Source organism: Aquimarina macrocephali, assembly GCF_051627225.1.
Classification (GTDB): Bacteria; Bacteroidota; Bacteroidia; order Flavobacteriales; family Flavobacteriaceae; genus Aquimarina; species Aquimarina macrocephali.
Genome location: NZ_CP151795.1, coordinates 3,075,065 through 3,092,619 on the forward strand (window position 1 = coordinate 3,075,065; position 17,555 = coordinate 3,092,619).

15 protein-coding genes are annotated in these 17,555 nt (G+C 31.9%); 12 read left to right on the forward strand and 3 right to left on the reverse strand.

The window, feature by feature from the left end:
- Positions 1 to 11: 11 nt before the first annotated feature.
- On the reverse strand, positions 12 to 944 hold the full coding sequence (locus tag AAFU52_RS13300) for a hypothetical protein (RefSeq protein WP_024770667.1): 933 nt from the start codon (positions 942 to 944) through the stop codon (positions 12 to 14).
- Positions 945 to 955: 11 nt separating this feature from the next.
- Complete coding sequence (locus AAFU52_RS13305; protein WP_024770668.1) at positions 956 to 1,759, reverse strand: fatty acid desaturase family protein; 804 nt, start codon at positions 1,757 to 1,759, stop codon at positions 956 to 958.
- A gap of 399 nt (positions 1,760 to 2,158) precedes the next feature.
- On the opposite strand from AAFU52_RS13305, the gene AAFU52_RS13310 reads away from it, so the two are divergent.
- Positions 2,159 to 3,472 (forward strand): glycoside hydrolase family 1 protein, encoded by a 1,314-nt coding sequence (locus tag AAFU52_RS13310; protein WP_438422269.1) that lies wholly within the window; start codon positions 2,159 to 2,161, stop codon positions 3,470 to 3,472.
- Here the strand turns inward: AAFU52_RS13310 and AAFU52_RS13315 are convergent.
- Entirely contained in the window at positions 3,455 to 3,916 is a 462-nt protein-coding gene (locus tag AAFU52_RS13315; RefSeq protein ID WP_024770670.1) for an Lrp/AsnC family transcriptional regulator, read from the reverse strand. The two genes, AAFU52_RS13310 and AAFU52_RS13315, sit on opposite strands and share 18 nt — an antisense overlap.
- A gap of 192 nt (positions 3,917 to 4,108) precedes the next feature.
- Here AAFU52_RS13315 and AAFU52_RS13320 point away from each other — a divergent pair, with 192 nt between their 5' ends.
- The 11 genes from AAFU52_RS13320 to AAFU52_RS13370 all read left to right on the forward strand — a co-directional run bounded on the left by AAFU52_RS13320 (position 4,109) and on the right by AAFU52_RS13370 (position 17,554).
- Positions 4,109 to 5,083 (forward strand): NAD-dependent epimerase/dehydratase family protein, encoded by a 975-nt coding sequence (locus tag AAFU52_RS13320; RefSeq protein ID WP_438422270.1) that lies wholly within the window; start codon positions 4,109 to 4,111, stop codon positions 5,081 to 5,083.
- Positions 5,084 to 5,140: 57 nt separating this feature from the next.
- The gene (kbl, locus tag AAFU52_RS13325) at positions 5,141 to 6,328 is read left to right on the forward strand and encodes a glycine C-acetyltransferase (protein WP_438422271.1); all 1,188 of its coding nucleotides are present in this window, start codon (positions 5,141 to 5,143) and stop codon (positions 6,326 to 6,328) included.
- Between the two features lie 344 nt (positions 6,329 to 6,672).
- Positions 6,673 to 7,503 carry a prephenate dehydratase gene (locus AAFU52_RS13330; protein WP_438422272.1) on the forward strand — a complete coding sequence of 277 codons (831 nt, stop codon included), beginning with the start codon at positions 6,673 to 6,675 and terminating at the stop codon, positions 7,501 to 7,503.
- Positions 7,500 to 8,696: a pyridoxal phosphate-dependent aminotransferase gene (locus tag AAFU52_RS13335; RefSeq protein ID WP_438422273.1), complete on the forward strand. Its 1,197-nt coding sequence runs from the start codon at positions 7,500 to 7,502 to the stop codon at positions 8,694 to 8,696. Before AAFU52_RS13330 ends, AAFU52_RS13335 begins: the two co-directional genes overlap by 4 nt.
- The gene (locus AAFU52_RS13340; protein ID WP_438422274.1) at positions 8,697 to 9,545 is read left to right on the forward strand and encodes a prephenate dehydrogenase; all 849 of its coding nucleotides are present in this window, start codon (positions 8,697 to 8,699) and stop codon (positions 9,543 to 9,545) included.
- A gap of 221 nt (positions 9,546 to 9,766) precedes the next feature.
- The gene (locus tag AAFU52_RS13345) at positions 9,767 to 10,849 is read left to right on the forward strand and encodes a chorismate mutase (protein ID WP_438422275.1); all 1,083 of its coding nucleotides are present in this window, start codon (positions 9,767 to 9,769) and stop codon (positions 10,847 to 10,849) included.
- Positions 10,850 to 11,073: 224 nt separating this feature from the next.
- A complete protein-coding gene (gene rsgA / locus AAFU52_RS13350) occupies positions 11,074 to 12,024 on the forward strand; it encodes a ribosome small subunit-dependent GTPase A (protein ID WP_024770677.1) in 951 nt (316 codons plus the stop codon).
- Positions 12,025 to 12,268: 244 nt separating this feature from the next.
- Positions 12,269 to 13,093, forward strand: coding sequence for a hypothetical protein (locus AAFU52_RS13355; protein ID WP_438422276.1), 825 nt, complete (start codon positions 12,269 to 12,271; stop codon positions 13,091 to 13,093).
- Positions 13,094 to 13,128: 35 nt separating this feature from the next.
- The gene (gene dtd, locus AAFU52_RS13360; RefSeq protein WP_438422277.1) at positions 13,129 to 13,581 is read left to right on the forward strand and encodes a D-aminoacyl-tRNA deacylase; all 453 of its coding nucleotides are present in this window, start codon (positions 13,129 to 13,131) and stop codon (positions 13,579 to 13,581) included.
- A 22-nt stretch (positions 13,582 to 13,603) separates the two neighbouring features.
- Positions 13,604 to 15,517 carry a DUF3857 domain-containing protein gene (locus tag AAFU52_RS13365; protein ID WP_438422278.1) on the forward strand — a complete coding sequence of 638 codons (1,914 nt, stop codon included), beginning with the start codon at positions 13,604 to 13,606 and terminating at the stop codon, positions 15,515 to 15,517.
- A 12-nt stretch (positions 15,518 to 15,529) separates the two neighbouring features.
- The gene (locus AAFU52_RS13370) at positions 15,530 to 17,554 is read left to right on the forward strand and encodes a transglutaminase (protein ID WP_438422279.1); all 2,025 of its coding nucleotides are present in this window, start codon (positions 15,530 to 15,532) and stop codon (positions 17,552 to 17,554) included.
- Position 17,555: the final 1 nt, after the last annotated feature.

Genomic DNA, 17,555 nt, shown 5'->3' on the forward strand with positions numbered 1-17,555 from the left:
AAGATTATTTATTATTTTTTTGACCAATCATTTTCTATCCAGAAGAGCCCGGTAATAAAAATGAATACTCCTAAAAAAGCAGGAAATAGATGTGAGAAATTTAAATACCCGATAGCAAAATGAACTAAAATAGCAGAAGAATATCCTATTGTTATTGCAATTGCCAATGTTTCCCATAAGATTTTCGAAGGGTTAGCATACCAAATTATAAAATATAACATAATACCTATAGTAGCCAAACTACCGCCAAATGAAGCTCTGTCATGTGCTATTACAGGAATAAGGTTAGGGTTTATATCCTGAAGCCCACATACCTTGATATCCATAAAGGCAAGATCTTGAGGAACAAAAACAGAAGTCATGCCTACTGTCATTATAATTACACCTCCCAGAAAAAGCGATAAAGCACTAAGTAACATTAAACAGTTTCCTCTACCTAGTTTTGAATTTAGATGAAATCTTTTCTGTTTTTTTAAAAGAGAATTAAATTGATATTTTCGTTCTTTCTGATAAGAATGATATAATCCTAATATAAATAATGGGGTTATTGCTATTGTTCCTAGTGCATGCCATGAGTCAAAATAATTATATCCCAAATAAGAGAAAAAACTTGCAAAACCATAGATGCCCGAAATAAAAAGAACCCACCATGCCCAAGGTTCTTTTTTTTGTAATGGAACTAATGCTAACCAAAGATATAGGATGCCAACTGTAATTAAAGCACCTCCATAGGAAACACGATCATGAAACATGAACTTCACAATTTTCCCATTTTTATAATTAGAAAGCTGTTTTGCTGTCATTCCTATAATATCAATATCATGTGGTAAAAAGCTTCCTGAAATTGACTGACCTATTAAAAACACACCAATAAATAATAATATAATGCCCAAAACAACAAAAGGAAGAATTCCATTTTTAATAAATAGGCGATATAATTTCATTAATTTTTATTTTATAATTTGATAGTTTCGAGATCGTAATTTTTAAGATGTGGTAGTAATCTTTTTCCAAGTTTTCTCCAGTTTTGATGAGGAACCATGGGATATAAGTGGTGTTCTAAATGATAATTATGATGGGCAAAGAAGAAGCTTATGATTGGACCTCTAAATAGTTTTGTTTGAAATATTGGATGCGTATAATTTACTTTATGGGGAATATATACTGTAAACAATGGGTAAAACCAACTTCCCATTTGAACTAATAAAAAATAGTATAATAAAAATGGGTAGTGTTGATATAGTAGTATTGCTATTATTATATATATCAGGAATATAGATCCTTCAACATTGATCCAAATTTTATCCTTAGTCTTTGAGTGTTTACGTGCCCAGAAAAATAGTTTGAATACATAAATAGCACTTTCTAGAACTAATTCGTATGGTTTCATATGTATAGACGCACCTTCTATGTCGTTTTCTTTAGGAAAATTGCGATGGTGGTTGATATGAGATACTTTAAAAGCATGACCGCTTCTTAATGTTAGCATTTCAATAATTGATAAGAAAAATCTATTCATACCAGGAGGTAATTTTAAAGTCCCATGTACAAGATCGTGAGAAGTCGAAACATAAGTAACAAACATCAATATAATAACAGATAGGATTGCCAAGATCCATAATTCATTAACTGCAAAATAAAAATATCCAAAACAACACAGAAATGGCTTGGTAATAGTCCAGACCTTTTGCGTCTTGGTTAAATATAATAAGTCCTTGCCTAATACTTTAATACTTGGCAGAATTATCTTCTGCTCCATTCGTTTTTTGGTTAGATTATAGTATAGATAGCCTTTATTTCTATAATTCTTCTACGATTTGTTTAATAGAAATATAGTTTCAAGTGCTTTCTCATCATTAAAAGTTAATGTTCAAAAGTACATAATTCAATATCTATTGTATGAGAAACTTAAAAAAATGATATTAACATTAAGATAATGTTGGGGTAAAATGAGAAGATAAAGGATGTGTTATCTTTATATAGGATAAGATTTTTAATATGTCACTAATCAATTTAAAACAAATAGCCCATAATTTTCTTCATAAACTGGTTTGTCTAAGTCAGCAAATTATTTTTTTTATAGTCTCCCTTTTTCTTAAAAAAGGATTGTTTAAGCATTGACATGTTATGTTTTTATTTTTTAGAATTTTAAGGCGTAATGAACAAAATTAAGAGCCTTAAATGGGGAGTTGCAATTGCCGCTCATCAAACCGAAGGAGCTTATAATAAAGATGGAAAAGGTCTTTCTATTTGGGATACATTTACTCAAAAACCGTATAGGGTCAAAGATCGTTCTAATGCCAGAATAGCAACAGATTTTTATCATAAATTCGAAGAAGATATTGATCTTGCAGTTGATATTGGGCTACAGATATTTCGTTTTTCTATTTCCTGGTCAAGAATATTTCCAGAAGGTACAGGAGTAGTAAATCCAAAAGGAATCGAATATTATGATAAGGTAGTTAACTACTGTTTAAAAGTAGGTATAGAACCTTGGATTACAACATATCATTGGGATTTGCCACAAAAATTACAAGATAAAGGCGGTTGGACAAATCGGAATATTATTAGTTGGTATGCAGCATATATAACTGTACTAAGAGATCACTTTGCAGACCGGGTAAAGCATTGGGTGTTGATTAACGAGGGGATAGTATGTATAGGAGGAGGTTATTTTCTTGGTGTACATGCTCCTGGTAAGAAAGGAATTCGCAATTTTATTTCGAGTACACATCATCTTTTATTGGCGCAAGCCGAAGGATTTAAAATTTTGAAGGAAAAAAAAGAACTTCAGGTGGGTACTGCAATAAGTTGTACTAAAATAGAACCCTATAGAAATAAGATTGCTGATCATAATGCAGCTATTAGGATTGATACATTGATGAACCGCCTGTTTATAGAGCCTCATTTAGGATTAGGATATCCCGATGATGATTTTCCGGTTCTAAAACGTATGTCCAAATATTATAAAAAAGGAGATATGGAAGCATTAAAAACGGATTTTGATTTTTGGGGAATTCAAACCTATGCAAGAGAAGTGGTAAAAGCAGCTTGGTATGTTCCATATCTTGGAGCAATCCAGGTAAAACCTGAAAAAAGAAATGTAAAAACTTCGGTGATGGGATGGGAAACATATCCAGAAGGAGTGCAGTATTTTTTAGAAAGGTTTGCTCAATATAATCCTAAAAAAACACTTTGGCTTTCTGAATGTGGAATGGCACTATCTGAAAATGAAGATGACCAGATAAGAATCGAGTATTACCAAAGAGTGATTAAAGGGATGGAAACTATGTTGGATAAAAACATAAATCTCAAAGGAATTTTACTTTGGACATTGGTGGATAATTTTGAATGGGCAGAAGGATATATTCCTAAGTTTGGGATAATAAGTTTAGATAGAAAAACTATGCAACGCCGAATGAAAAAATCTGCACTCTGGCTAAAAAAATATTTATCAAATATAAAACTCTGATGTGTGCTTAATTTCCTTAAGAACAAAAGTGCTATTTAGGACACCAATATTTTCGATTTTTGAAAGCTTTGTTTTTACAAAATCATGATATTCTTCCAAACTTTTGGTGTGAATTTTTAAAACAAAATCTACCTGCCCTGCCATATGGTAACATTCTTGTACTTCTTGTAGATTTTGAATTTGCTTTTCGAATTTTTCTATAAAAGCTTCATTGTGATAGCGCATAGAAACCTGACAAATTGTGGTAATAGCACGATCAATTAATTTCTTATCTAAAATGGCAACATATTTTTTGATGAATCCTTGTTTTTCTAGTCGCCGTATTCGCTCATATACAGGAGAAGCAGTAATGTTAAGGATTTTGGCAATTTCTTTCGCTGTTTTTTTAGAGTCTTCCTGTAAGATTCTAAGTATAGTAATGTCTGTATGATCTAATTGTTCCATTTTAATTCAAAAAAAAATTACTTCAAAAGTAGAATTTAAGCTTATGTTGAAGTAAATATAGCTGAAATTATTATAATAATTAGTAATTATTGCTTAATTATTTAGTAATCATGGCAGGAAAAGTTACATTTTGTACTTTGCGAAGTAAATAACACTGTTAAGTACTTGAATTTTAAAGTGAAAATAGAACATATGGAAACGATTATTTTGGTAATAGGAGCGAATGGTCAATTAGGATCTGTATTAACAGAATCTCTTAAACAAAAATTTGGAAGCTCTAATGTAATTGCTTCTGATTTAAGATCTAGAGAAGGGTATGAAGGCTCTTTTGAAATAATCGATGCAACAGATATAAATAGAATAGAAGAGGTAGTTGTTCAATATAAAGTTACTCAGATATACCATCTTGCGGCAATTCTTTCTGCCAAAGGAGAAGAAACACCCTTAAGAACTTGGGATATTAACATGAAAACTTTATTTAATGTACTCGAAGTTTCTAGACAACACAATATTGATAGAGTGTTTTTTCCGAGCTCTATAGCTGTTTTTGGTGAAGGAGCACCTATAGAGAATACACCAAACGATGCTTATTTGGATCCCGCTACTGTATATGGGATCAGTAAAGCAGCAGGAGAAAATTGGGCCCAATATTACTTTTTAAGATATGGGCTTGATGTTAGATCAATTCGTTACCCTGGTGTAATTGGATACCAATCATTACCAGGAGGAGGTACTACAGATTATGCAGTAGATATCTATCACAAAGCAGTTCTAGGAGAAGAATTTAGTTGTTTTTTGAAAGAAGATGCTACCTTGCCCATGATCTTTATGGAAGATGCCATACGGGCAACTTTAGAATTAATGGATGCGCCTAAAGAAGATATCAATATGAGGACTTCGTATAATATTGCAGGAATTAGCTTTTCTCCTGCAGAAGTAGTGGCAGAAATTCGTAAATTATATCCTGATTTTAAAATCAAATATGATCCTGATTTTAGACAGGAAATTGCTGCACGTTGGCCTAAATCTATAAACGATTCTGCTGCGATTAAAGATTGGGGATGGAAACCAGAATTTGACCTTAAATCAATCACAAGTACAATGATTCAAAAGCTAAAAGAAAAATATAAAACAGGATCAAAAAATCAGAAAACGATAGTGCTTTGATGCGATGTATCTTTTCATGAAATGAAATATAACAATAAAGAATAAATACCAAGTAACATGTTTTCAAATATAAAAGACGACTTACAAAAAGAGCTGGATGAGATTATATCAGCAGGATTATATAAATCCGAAAGAATAATTACCACCCCACAAGGAGCCAGTATTGATACGACAAATACTAAAAATGTGCTAAATTTTTGTGCAAATAATTATTTAGGCCTTTCATCACATCCTGATGTAATTGATGCAGGTAAAAAAGCCATAGATTCTCATGGGTATGGATTGTCATCTGTGAGATTTATTTGTGGAACTCAAGATATTCATAAAGAATTAGAGCATAAAACTGCTGAATTTTTGGGAATGGAAGACTGTATTTTATATGCAGCTGCTTTTGATGCTAATGGAGGAGTGTTTGAGCCTATTCTTGGGCCAGAAGATGCTATCATCTCTGATGCGTTAAACCATGCTTCAATTATTGATGGAGTTAGGCTATGTAAAGCAAAACGTTTTAGGTACGAACATAATAATATGGTAGATCTAGAAAAGCAATTAAAATCGGCAGAAGGATGCAGACGTGTACTTATTGTGACAGATGGTTCCTTTTCTATGGATGGCACAATTGCCCAATTAGATAAAATCTGTGATCTGGCTGATCAATATGAAGCTATGGTTATGATAGATGAATGTCATTCTACAGGTTTTTTAGGAAAAACAGGTCGTGGGACACATGAGTATCGTGATGTAATGGGACGTATAGATATTATTACGGGAACCTACGGTAAAGCTTTGGGTGGTGCTTCAGGTGGATTTACTGCTGCCAGAAAAGAAATTGTAGAAATGTTAAGACAACGATCCAGACCTTATTTGTTCTCTAATACAGTAGCACCATCAATTGTAGGGGCGTCGATTAAAGTATTAGATCTGTTAAGTTCTTCTACAGTACTACGAGATAAACTAGAAGAAAATACGAAATATTTCAGATCAGAAATGACTGCAGCAGGATTTGATATTATTCCAGGAGATCACCCTATAGTCCCGGTAATGTTGTATGAAGCAAAACTTGCACAAGAATTTGCAGCTAAATTACTTGAAGAAGGAATTTATGTTATAGGATTTTTCTATCCGGTTGTACCTAAAGGGAAAGCAAGAATTAGAGTGCAATTATCAGCTGCTCATGATCGTAATCACTTAGAAAAAGCAGTAAAAGCTTTCGCTAAAGTGGGTAAAGAACTGAATGTGATATAAATACAAACGTTTGTTAGTGTTTTAAAAAGTAGAGGATTCATAGAATACTTAGGGTTTTATTTAAAATATTTCAGTAATATCCATTAAAACATCAGGATTTGATGATAATACTCTGGTGATTATGAAAAAAATCAAAAATTATTTTGAATCGTAATAGTTTTAGCTAATTTAGCAACGTAATAATGATACAATAATGAGCAATTTATTTACTTGGAACGGATTCTATTTTTTCTTCTTTTATTTTAAAAGCAAGATCGGGATCGCTATGTAAATAAATCAGCAAAATTTATAAAACTAGAATCCCGATGAAAAATCGGGATTTTTTTTTGCAATAAAATTAACATATGAAACAAAAGGTTGCAATACAAGGAATAAAAGGTTCATATCATCACGGCGTTGCTCAGGCATATTTCGGAGAAGATATAGACGTAAATGAATGTATGTCTTTTCAGGAATTGGTCCATAGTTTAGAACATAATAAGAGTACAGATGCCGTAATGGCGATCGAAAACTCTATAGCAGGCTCTATTATTCCTAACTATGCTTATATAGACGAGCATGACCTTACGATTAGGGGAGAATATTTTTTACCAATTCATCACTGTTTAATGGCTTTAGATGGGCAAGAAATTTCAGATGTCAAAGAGGTATATTCTCATCCAATGGCTTTACTACAATGTAAAGAGTTTTTTAGAGGACAACCACATATAAAATTGATTGAGGATGCAGATACAGCTGATGTTGCAAGAAGAATTCATAAACAACAATTAGAAGGAGTTGCTGCTGTAGCAGGAGAAACTGCTGCAAATATTTATCAACTAAATATTTTAGCTAAAGAGATTCAAACTATAAAATCAAATAGTACCCGGTTTTTTATTTTAAATACAGAAGAAGAATCTAACTCAGAAAAGAAAGATATCAATAAAGCATCTTTAAAATTTCTAACAGATCATAAAAAAGGAAGTTTAGCAACAGTGCTTAATGTAATGAGTGATTGTGGATTGAATTTAACTAAAATCCAATCATTACCTATTATTAGTATGCCTTGGAAATATTCCTTTTTTGTAGATGTAACTTTTACAGATTATGATGATTATGCTAAAGCAATGTCTATCTTAAAAATTATGGCATTAGAACTAAAAGTATTGGGTGAATATAAAAACCAAAATGGATGAGCATTCAAACAGCAAAAAGATTAGAAACGGTAGAGGAGTATTATTTCTCTAAAAAATTGAGAGAGGTTAGAGAGCTTGTTGCTTCAGGAAAACCAGTTTTAAATATGGCTATTGGGAGTCCCGACCTGGATCCGCCAAAAGAAGTAGTACAAGCTATCCAAGAAGCAGTACTTGTAGATGGGGCTCATAAATATCAAAGCTATCAAGGGTTGCCAGAGTTACGAGAAGCTATTGCAGATTTTTATAGTGCAAAATATCAAGTTTCCCTAAACCCTAAAAACGAAATTTTACCCTTAATGGGATCCAAAGAAGGAATCATGCATATTTCTCTGGCGTATCTTAATGAAGGAGATGAAGTGTTGGTTCCTAATCCTGGGTATCCAACTTATAGTGCGGTAACTAATTTGGTAGGTGCAAAACCAATTTTTTATGATTTAATTGAAGATAATGGATGGGAGCCAGATTTTCATAGCCTTTCAAAAAAAGATTTAAGTAAGGTGAAAATTATGTGGATAAACTATCCAAATATGCCAACAGGAGCTTCAGGGGATGTGGAGCTATTTAAAAAAATGATTGATTTTGCTAAAAAACATAGCATTCTATTGGTAAAAGATAATCCATACAGTTTTATCTTAAACGATAGTCCAACAAGTATTTTATCAATAGAAGGAGCAAAAGAAGTCACACTGGAGTTAAACTCTTTAAGCAAAACTTTTAATATGGCTGGATGGCGTGTAGGGATGGTTAGTGGTAGCTCTGATAAAATTGAAGCAATCTTAAAAGTAAAAAGCAATATGGATAGCGGTATGTTTCAGGGAATTCAAAGAGGAGCTATCGCAGCATTACGCATTTCTAATGGTTGGTATGATAAAATGAATGCAATCTATAAAGAAAGAAGAACCTTGATATGGGAATTAGTAGATCTTTTGGGTTGTAGTTATGATAAAACTGCAAAAGGGATGTTTGTTTGGGCTAAGTTACCAAAAGGAGTGGATGCTGTAGAATTCATAGACACTATCTTATATGAGAATGATATCTTCATCGCTCCTGGTGATATTTTCGGAAGTAATGGAAAAGGATATATACGTTTTTCACTTTGTGTAACCAAAGAGAATATCAAAGAGGCTATAGGAAGATTTAATAAAACAGAATTACCATTGATGAAAGATGCCGTAAATCAAAACTGTAACTAGATGAATGTATTTGTAGTAGGGATAGGGCTAATCGGAGGTTCTTTTGCCATAGATATTAAAGCAGCTTTTAATGAAGCTAAGATTTATGGGATTGATAGAAGTGATGATAATCTAAACGAAGCACTATCATTAGGCCTTATTGATCATAAATCTAGTTTGGATACGTTGGATAAAGCAGATGTGGTTATAGTTGCTATACCTGTAGATGCGACCGTTGAGATATTACCTTCTATTTTGGATAAAATAGATGATAATTGTTTAGTTTTTGATGCTGGTTCGACCAAGAAGAAGTTATGTAATGCGGTTGAAAACCATAACAAAAGAAGGAATTACCTGGCAATACATCCAATTGCTGGTACAGAATTTTCTGGACCACAAGCAGCAATTGCAAACTTATATAGAGGAAAAACGAATATTATCTGTGAGGTAGAAAAAACGGCATTTAAATTACAAGAAAAAGGAATGGAGATTTTTTCAAGATTAGGTATGCGAATTCGTTATATGGACCCTTCATCACATGATAAGCATATTGCCTACGTTTCACACTTATCGCACATTAGTTCTTTTATGTTAGGTAAAACTGTGATCGAAAAAGAGAAAAATGAAAGAGATATTTTTGATATGGCTGGTAGTGGTTTTGCATCTACTGTTCGATTGGCAAAGAGTTCACCCGCTATGTGGGCGCCGATTTTTAAGCATAATAAAGAAAATATAATAGAAACACTAGAAGAATATATTGCTAATCTTACTCAATTTAAGGAGTTGATTGAAAACGATGATTTTTTAGCAGTATATAGAGAAATGGAAGATACAAATCATATAAAGACAATTTTAAAAGGAATTGCTTAAACTTGGGCTATGCATTAGAACTTCGTTATGAGACTTGAAAATACTATAAAATATGACATTTTCTTTGTTTTAGCATAGCATCGCTACGGTTAAACTGAAAAATGTAGTTCAACGGTATATTTTGAAGTAGTTTTTAAGGCGTAATAGATTTTCTAATGCATAATCCGGGTTAAACTATAAAACCAATACAAACTTTAATAAATTAAGAATAAAAAATAAAAATGGAGAATAAAAAAGAACTTAGAAACTGGCTAGATGATTACAATCTGGATCACCCATTGGTGATCGGGGGGCCTTGTAGTGCCGAAACAGAAGACCAGGTGGTAAAAATAGCGCATCAACTTAAAGATTCTGATGCTACAGTATTACGGGCAGGAATCTGGAAACCAAGAACAAGACCTGGGAATTTTGAAGGAGTAGGTGCTTTAGGATTAAAGTGGTTGCAAAGAGCTAAAGAAGAAACAGGGATGAAGATTGCTACAGAGGTAGCAAATCCACATCATGTAGAATTAGCTTTAGAACATGGAGTTGATGTTTTATGGATAGGAGCAAGAAGTACGGTGTCTCCTTTTATTGTTCAGGATATTGCAGATGCCTGTAAAGGAATTGATAATCCGGTCTTAATAAAAAATCCGATTAATCCTGATTTATCCCTTTGGTTAGGCGCTGTAGAACGTTTTTATACTGCAGACGTTAAAAATCTGGGAGTAATTCATAGAGGATTTTCAACATATGAGAAGACAAAATACCGTAACATCCCAGAGTGGCAGATTCCGATTGATTTACAAAACCGTTTCCCGGATTTACCATTGATCTTAGACCCTTCTCACATTGCAGGAAGAAGAGATTTGATTTTTGACCTGTCTCAAACAGCGTTGGATCTTAACTTTGACGGACTTATTGTAGAAACACACTACGATCCTGATAATGCATGGAGTGATGCTAAACAACAAATTACACCAGAAACATTGGTTCAGTACATGAAAGATTTAAAGATTCGTAAAGAAATAGGAGAAGATGAAGCGTATCAAAAAGTACTTGATGAATTACGTGCTAAGATTGATATAGCAGATAATCAATTGCTAGAAATTTTATCAAAAAGAATGAAAATTTCTGATGATATAGGAAAAGCAAAAGCCAAGCAAAACGTTGCTATTTTACAATCTAAGAGATGGAACGAAATACTAGGAAGAATGATTCTTGAAGGAGAAGAAAATGGATTGAGTGAAGAATTTATACTTCGTATTTACAAAGCAATTCACCAAGAATCTATTAATCATCAGAAAAAAATAGTAAAAGGATAATTAATATTAGGAGAGCCACTCGCTATGAAACTAACGAGTGGTTTTTATGTTTTATTTTGAGTAGATATTGAATGATATAATTTTTTATTATACGTTACCGTCAAAAAATTCTATTTCAGTATAATGATATTTCTATAGTAGATTCTACTAATTTTCGTACAAACTTTTTAATTAAGAAAAGAAATAAGGCCTCTACAAATATTAATATTTGCATCTTTGTGTTTATGACAGGTACCGTTTATAAATCTACAGGAAGTTGGTATACCGTAAAAACTAATAACGGAAAAGTATACGAATGCCGTATAAAAGGAAAATTTAGAATTAAAGGCATCAAAAGTACTAATCCTGTGGCTGTAGGAGATCTTGTAGATTTTAAATTAGAAACTAATAACGATCAGGAAACGGGAGTTATCGAATATATTCATGAGAGGCATAATTACATCATTAGAAAATCAGTGAATCTGTCGAAACAGACACATATCATTGCTTCAAATGTAGATGTGGTTTTTTTGTTAATAACCTTAAATAATCCTACAACATTTACAACTTTTATAGATCGTTTTTTAGTTACAGCAGAAGCATATGGTATTAAAGCGGTATTGCTTTTTAATAAAATAGATACCTATGATGAAGAGGAACTTTTGGAGATTAAATATCTGGCAGCGATATATAGAAAAATAGGATATGAATGTATAGGGATATCTGCTAAAAAAGGTAAAAATGTAGACAAAGTAAAAGCAATAATGAAAAGTAAAGTAAGTATGTTTTCTGGTCATAGTGGAGTAGGAAAATCTACTTTGGTTAATACGATTGCTCCAGATTTGTCATTAAAAACAGCAGAAATAAGCGATCAACATCAACAAGGTTTGCATACTACTACTTTTGCAGAAATGTTTGATCTTAATTTTGATGCTAAGATTATTGATACACCTGGGATTAAAGGTTTTGGAGTTGTTGATATGGATAAAGAAGAATTAGGAGATTATTTTCCTGAATTTTTTGAGTTAAAATCAGATTGTAAATTTAATAACTGTTTACATATTAATGAGCCAAAATGTGCCGTTAAAGAAGCTTTAGATAACGAAGAAATTGCCTGGTCGAGATATAAGAGCTATTTGCAAATTCTTGAAGGAGAAGAAGAACACTACAGAAAAAATAATTACGACGACGAATAATTTTTGTAATCCACAGAAGCAAAATAGATTAAAATTCTAAGTTGTACAAAATCAGTCGATAAGAAAATAAAAAAAAATTCTCAGTTCCGAAAAATGAAACTCAAACATTGTATACTTGTGCCGTAAAGTTGTTAATTAAAATAATTTTTAGAATTATTTAATGTAATAATTGAATGAAAAAACATGCAAACAAAACACGTTGTCTCATATCAACTTATACGCAGACTATAAAATAAAAAAAGAAATGAGAAAAATAATAGTATTAATTGGAGCACTTGGAATTATAATTGGAGTCAATGCTCAAAAAAAAGTAAAACTTGAAGACAATACTAACGCAAATAATTTAATCTATAAAAATGGAGAGCTTGGAATAGGCATAATTAGTCCTCTAGATGCCAAATTACATATAAAGGGTGATTATAATATACGAATAGATCCTTCTCAAGGAATCTCTCCATTTTATTATATAACCTCCAACTCAGCAAACAATATTATTGGAACCAATATAAGAACAAAATTTGGGGCTTGGGATGTTCCAGACAAAACAAAACCTTCTTCATATATAGATTTTGATACATATAATATTAATAACCCTACATATGGAGGCATTTCATTTTTAACTAGAACGGCTGGAGATCAATCCGATCTGGGTAGTAAAAAAATGACAATTTTAAATAATGGAAATATCGGGATAGGAACAATTAGTCCAGACATGAAATTAACTGTTAATGGAAATATTCACGCTAAAGAAGTGAAAATTGATCTTAATGTTCCGGCTCCTGATTATGTGTTTAAAAAAGATTATAATCTTATAACTATTGAAGAAGTAGAAAAATTCATTAAAAAAAATAGTCATCTTCCCGAAATCCCATCAGCAGAAGAATTTGAAGAAAACGGAGTGATGCAAGCCGAAATGGATATGAATCTTCTTAAAAAAATTGAAGAATTGACCCTTTATACTATACAGCAACAGAAAGAGATTGAAAAACTTAAAAAAGAGAATACAGAATTAAAATCTTTATCTGATCGATTAGTAGAAATTGAAAAATTACTTGAATCTAAAAAGTAGAATAACTTTTGTTTTTTAAAAACAATAATGAATAAATGAGGGCAGTAATTCAGAGAGTTGCTGAGGCATCGGTAAGTGTCGACGGCAAGGTTATATCAAATATGAATCAAGGATTACTTATTCTAATAGGAATAGAAGAAAAGGATTCACAAGAGGATATAGATTGGTTATCAGGAAAAATATCTCGTCTTAGGATATTTGAAGATGAAGCCGGTGTAATGAATAAAAGTATATTGGATATAAATGGAGATGCAATAGTTGTGAGTCAATTTACATTGCATGCAAGTATCAAAAAAGGTAATAGACCCAGTTATATTAAAGCTGCAAAGCCAGAAATAGCTATTCCGCTCTACGAGAACTTTGTACAGCGATTAGAGTTGGATTTAGAAAAGAAAATAGGCACAGGTGTTTTTGGAGCTGATATGAAAATATCATTACTTAACGATGGGCCTGTTACGATTACAGTAGACACAAAAAACAAAGAATAAACTACCCCCTAAAATAATTTTTATGTTACAAAAAATACTACTGGTTTCGGTTGTGCTTACATTATCCTGTATTGAGCAAATCTCAGCTCAGGATAATGTAAAATTACAGACTGTACTCTTGGATTCTACACTTACCAAAAATGCTAATGCTATTGTAAGGTCTGAAGAGGTTACTATTGAGATAAAATCGGTAAATTCTGTTGTTGTAAAAACCAAAAGAATTGTTACCGTACTTAATAAATATGGAGATGGATACGCTGATTCTTATGAAGGGTATAGCCCATCTACAAAAATTAGAAAATTAGAAGCCATAGTTTATGATTCTTTTGGGAAAGAGATTAAAAAATATAAAAAGAAGGATTTTAAAGATAGAAGTGTTTCTGATGGGATATCATTGATGAATGATAATAGAATAAAATATTTTGAATACACACCATTGAATTATCCTTATACACTTGCATTTGAAAGTGAAGTAGAAAGTTCAAGTACAGCATTTATAAAACATTGGAGACCTATTCTGGCTTATAGATTAAGTATTGAAAAATCTAAATATAAGATTTTAAATTCATCAAAAATATCAATTAGATACAGAGAAACAAATTTTGGTGATTATCCAGTTGAAACGAATAAGACGAATCTGGAAACTTTGTATTCAATTTCTAATATCCCTGCACGATTACCCGAAGTATATAGTCCTTCTCTCAATGATATGGCACCAATGGTAAAGGTGGCATTAAACGAATTCTCATTAGAAGGAGTTAAGGGTACAGCAACAGACTGGAAATCTTTTGGAAAATGGCAATATGATAAACTCATATCTGGTAGAGATAAATTACCTCCAGAGACTACCGAAAAGATAAACAAATTGGTTGCAGATGCAAAAACTAAAAAAGAGAAAGCCAAGTTGATTTATGAATATGTACAGGATAAAACTAGGTACATAAGTGTGCAATTAGGTATCGGAGGTTGGGAGCCATTTTTGGCAAGTGATGTTGATAGATTAGGGTATGGGGATTGTAAGGCACTAACAAACTATACTAAATCTTTATTAGATAGCCAGAATATAACTTCTTATTATACTATAGTGTATGCAGATGAAAGAAGGGATGTTGATTCAGAATTTGCTTCAATGCAAGGGAATCATGTGATATTGAATATTCCTGATGAAGATAAAGACCTGTGGTTAGAGTGTACAAGCCAGACACTTCCATTTAATTTTATTGGAGATTTTACGGATAATAGAAATGTATTGGTTGTAAAGCCTGAAGGTGGAGAAATTAAAAGAACCAAGAAGTATCAGTCTGAAGAAAATATACTTCACACGAAAGCGACGGTTAAACTTGAAGTCGATAGGTCCATGTCTGCAACAATTAAAAGAGAATCGCAAGGGCTTGAATATGATTGGAACTATAGCATTCAGTTTAAAACGCCAAAAGATCAAAGATTATATTATAAAGAGTTTTTGGGGCATATTAATAATCTGGAAATAGGCAAAATAAAACTTAATGATAATAAAGATGATATCAAATTTACAGAGGATGTAGAAATTTCTTGTATCTCTTATGCCAAAAAAGTAGGAAGTCGTTTATTGATATCTCCTAATCTTTTTAGTCGAGATCAGATTAATTTGCCTAAATATGATACCAGACAAACACCTTTGGTAATATCACGAGGGTATGTAAATACAGATGAATACATCATTAATTTACCCGATGGATATATGGCTGGAAATTTACCTGAAAAAAAATCTATCGAAACTGCATTTGGTAGATATACCTATGAACTCGAAAAAATTGATGATAAGCAACTTAAATTCAAGCGATTTTTGAAAATAGTTGATGGCACATTTCCGAAAGAAAAATATGAGGAATATAGGAGGTTTAGATCCGAAATTAAGAAAATAGATAAATCTAGAATAGCATTAAAACAACAATAAATAACCATCTCAATGAAAAATATAAATAAATTACTATTGGGCTTTGTTCTTATAGTTTCTACAAGTGTTTTTGCGCAGGAATATAAATATGGAAAAGTTTCTAAAGAAGAATTAACAGAGCAATCATATCCAATCGATAGTACAGCACATGCAGCCGTTCTTTATGAAAAGAAACATATACACATGAGTTATAATCAATCTCAGGGTTTTCAACTAATTACCGAGGTGTATAAAAGAATAAAATTATACAAAAAAGATGGGTTTGATTATGCGACAGATGAGGTGTTTTTGTATCATAAAAATAGTGAAGATGAAAAAATAGTAGGTTTAAAAGGAATTACATACAGTTTGGTGGATAATAAAATTGTAGAAACCAAACTTAAAAAGGATGGAATTTTTAAAAATGAACACTCTAAATATTATGATCAAATAAAATTTACAATGCCAGCTTTACAAGAAGGCTCGATAATTGAGTATAAATATAAAATCATTTCACCATTTGTATACAACATGGATAGAATCTATCTGCAATATGAAATACCAATTAAAAAGCTCGATGTAGTAGTTGAATCTCCAGAATATTTTATATTTAAAAAGTTTACATCAGGATATCTTCCAATAGATGTTAAAGAATCTAATCATAATGATAAAGTTACGTTAATGTCCAGAACGAGAACAGGAGGAGGGTCTAGAGGAGCATTAAGTTCAACAACTTCAATGAGGAGTCTTGATTATAAGGTTAATAAAAATACGATTAATTCTACCAATGTACCTGCTTTCAAAATAGAGCCTTTTTCTGGAAATATTAAAAATTATATTTCGAGTATAAGCTATGAGTTGTCTAGTGTTAATTGGCCAAGTGAACCTATTAAATACTACTCTACAACCTGGGAAGATGTTACAAAAACAATTTATAAGAGTGGTAATTTCGGTGAAGAATTAAAAAAGGAAAGTTATTATGAAGAAGATTTGAAAGCCGTAGTATCACGTTCAGAGAATCAGACAACCAAGATGATGAAAGTATTTAATTATGTGAAAAACAGGATGCGATGGAATGATACATATGCTGTGGGTACAAGTGTTGGAGTTAAAAAAGCGTATAAAGAAAAGACAGGTAATTCTGCAGAAATAAACTTGATGCTCACTTCAATGTTGTCTTCTGTAGGTCTGGATGCTAACCCTGTATTAGTAAGTGCAAGTAACAGAGTTATTGCTATGTTTCCTACTGTAGATGGGTTTAATTATGTGATATCCAGAGTAAAATTAGCCGACGGTAGTCATGTTTATTTAGATGCTACAGATAGATATGCCTTACCTAATGTTTTACCAGATAGAGTAATTCGTGGATCTGGGAGAGTAATTTCTAAAAATGGGACTTCACAAAGAGTAGATCTTAGACCAAAAAAATCTTCTTTAAAAAGATATAGCGCGCAGTGCCAGGTTGATAAAGAAGGAGTTGTAAAAGGTAAATTTAATGTTCGTCATATGGACTATTTTGCACATGATTTTAGGGTAGAGAATGGAGCAAAGGATGATGAAAGTAAAGTAAAACGTTTCAAGAAAAGATTTGGCCTGGATGAGATTGAGGAATATACGGTTAAAGGTATAAATGAAACCGGGAAAGGAGTTAGCGAAAGCTTTAATTTTATATCTTACGACCAGGTAGAATCCATCGAAAATGAAATGTATTTTTCTCCGTTGTTATTTTTAAGAGATAAAGAAAATATATTTAAATCTAGTGATAGAGAATACCCGATAGATTTTGGTTATGGATTTACCAATACCTATATGGTAAATATCAAAATTCCCGAAGGGTATGAAGTAGTCGAACTTCCAAAATCTGGAGGTTTTAAAATGCCAGAAAACATAGGTGCTTTTTCATTTAGATCAAATATAGCCAATGGGATGATACAGGTTGTTGTTAATGAAACCGTTAATGTAGCATTTCTCCCTTCTGAATATTATTTAACATTAAAGGAGTTTTATAGTCAAGTTATTGAAAAAGAAAATGAACAGGTAGTTCTTAAAAAAATATAAT

Excerpts from the sequence above, each read along its gene's own strand:
- AAFU52_RS13300 (WP_024770667.1), bottom strand. The coding sequence starts at position 944 with ATGAAATTATATCGCCTATTTATTAAAAATGGAATTCTTCCTTTTGTT.
- AAFU52_RS13305 (WP_024770668.1), bottom strand. The coding sequence starts at position 1,759 with ATGGAGCAGAAGATAATTCTGCCAAGTATTAAAGTATTAGGCAAGGAC.
- AAFU52_RS13310 (WP_438422269.1), top strand. The coding sequence starts at position 2,159 with ATGAACAAAATTAAGAGCCTTAAATGGGGAGTTGCAATTGCCGCTCAT.
- AAFU52_RS13315 (WP_024770670.1), bottom strand. The coding sequence starts at position 3,916 with ATGGAACAATTAGATCATACAGACATTACTATACTTAGAATCTTACAG.
- AAFU52_RS13320 (WP_438422270.1), top strand. The coding sequence starts at position 4,109 with ATGGAAACGATTATTTTGGTAATAGGAGCGAATGGTCAATTAGGATCT.
- kbl (WP_438422271.1), top strand. The coding sequence starts at position 5,141 with ATGTTTTCAAATATAAAAGACGACTTACAAAAAGAGCTGGATGAGATT.
- AAFU52_RS13330 (WP_438422272.1), top strand. The coding sequence starts at position 6,673 with ATGAAACAAAAGGTTGCAATACAAGGAATAAAAGGTTCATATCATCAC.
- AAFU52_RS13335 (WP_438422273.1), top strand. The coding sequence starts at position 7,500 with ATGAGCATTCAAACAGCAAAAAGATTAGAAACGGTAGAGGAGTATTAT.
- AAFU52_RS13340 (WP_438422274.1), top strand. The coding sequence starts at position 8,697 with ATGAATGTATTTGTAGTAGGGATAGGGCTAATCGGAGGTTCTTTTGCC.
- AAFU52_RS13345 (WP_438422275.1), top strand. The coding sequence starts at position 9,767 with ATGGAGAATAAAAAAGAACTTAGAAACTGGCTAGATGATTACAATCTG.
- rsgA (WP_024770677.1), top strand. The coding sequence starts at position 11,074 with ATGACAGGTACCGTTTATAAATCTACAGGAAGTTGGTATACCGTAAAA.
- AAFU52_RS13355 (WP_438422276.1), top strand. The coding sequence starts at position 12,269 with ATGAGAAAAATAATAGTATTAATTGGAGCACTTGGAATTATAATTGGA.
- dtd (WP_438422277.1), top strand. The coding sequence starts at position 13,129 with ATGAGGGCAGTAATTCAGAGAGTTGCTGAGGCATCGGTAAGTGTCGAC.
- AAFU52_RS13365 (WP_438422278.1), top strand. The coding sequence starts at position 13,604 with ATGTTACAAAAAATACTACTGGTTTCGGTTGTGCTTACATTATCCTGT.
- AAFU52_RS13370 (WP_438422279.1), top strand. The coding sequence starts at position 15,530 with ATGAAAAATATAAATAAATTACTATTGGGCTTTGTTCTTATAGTTTCT.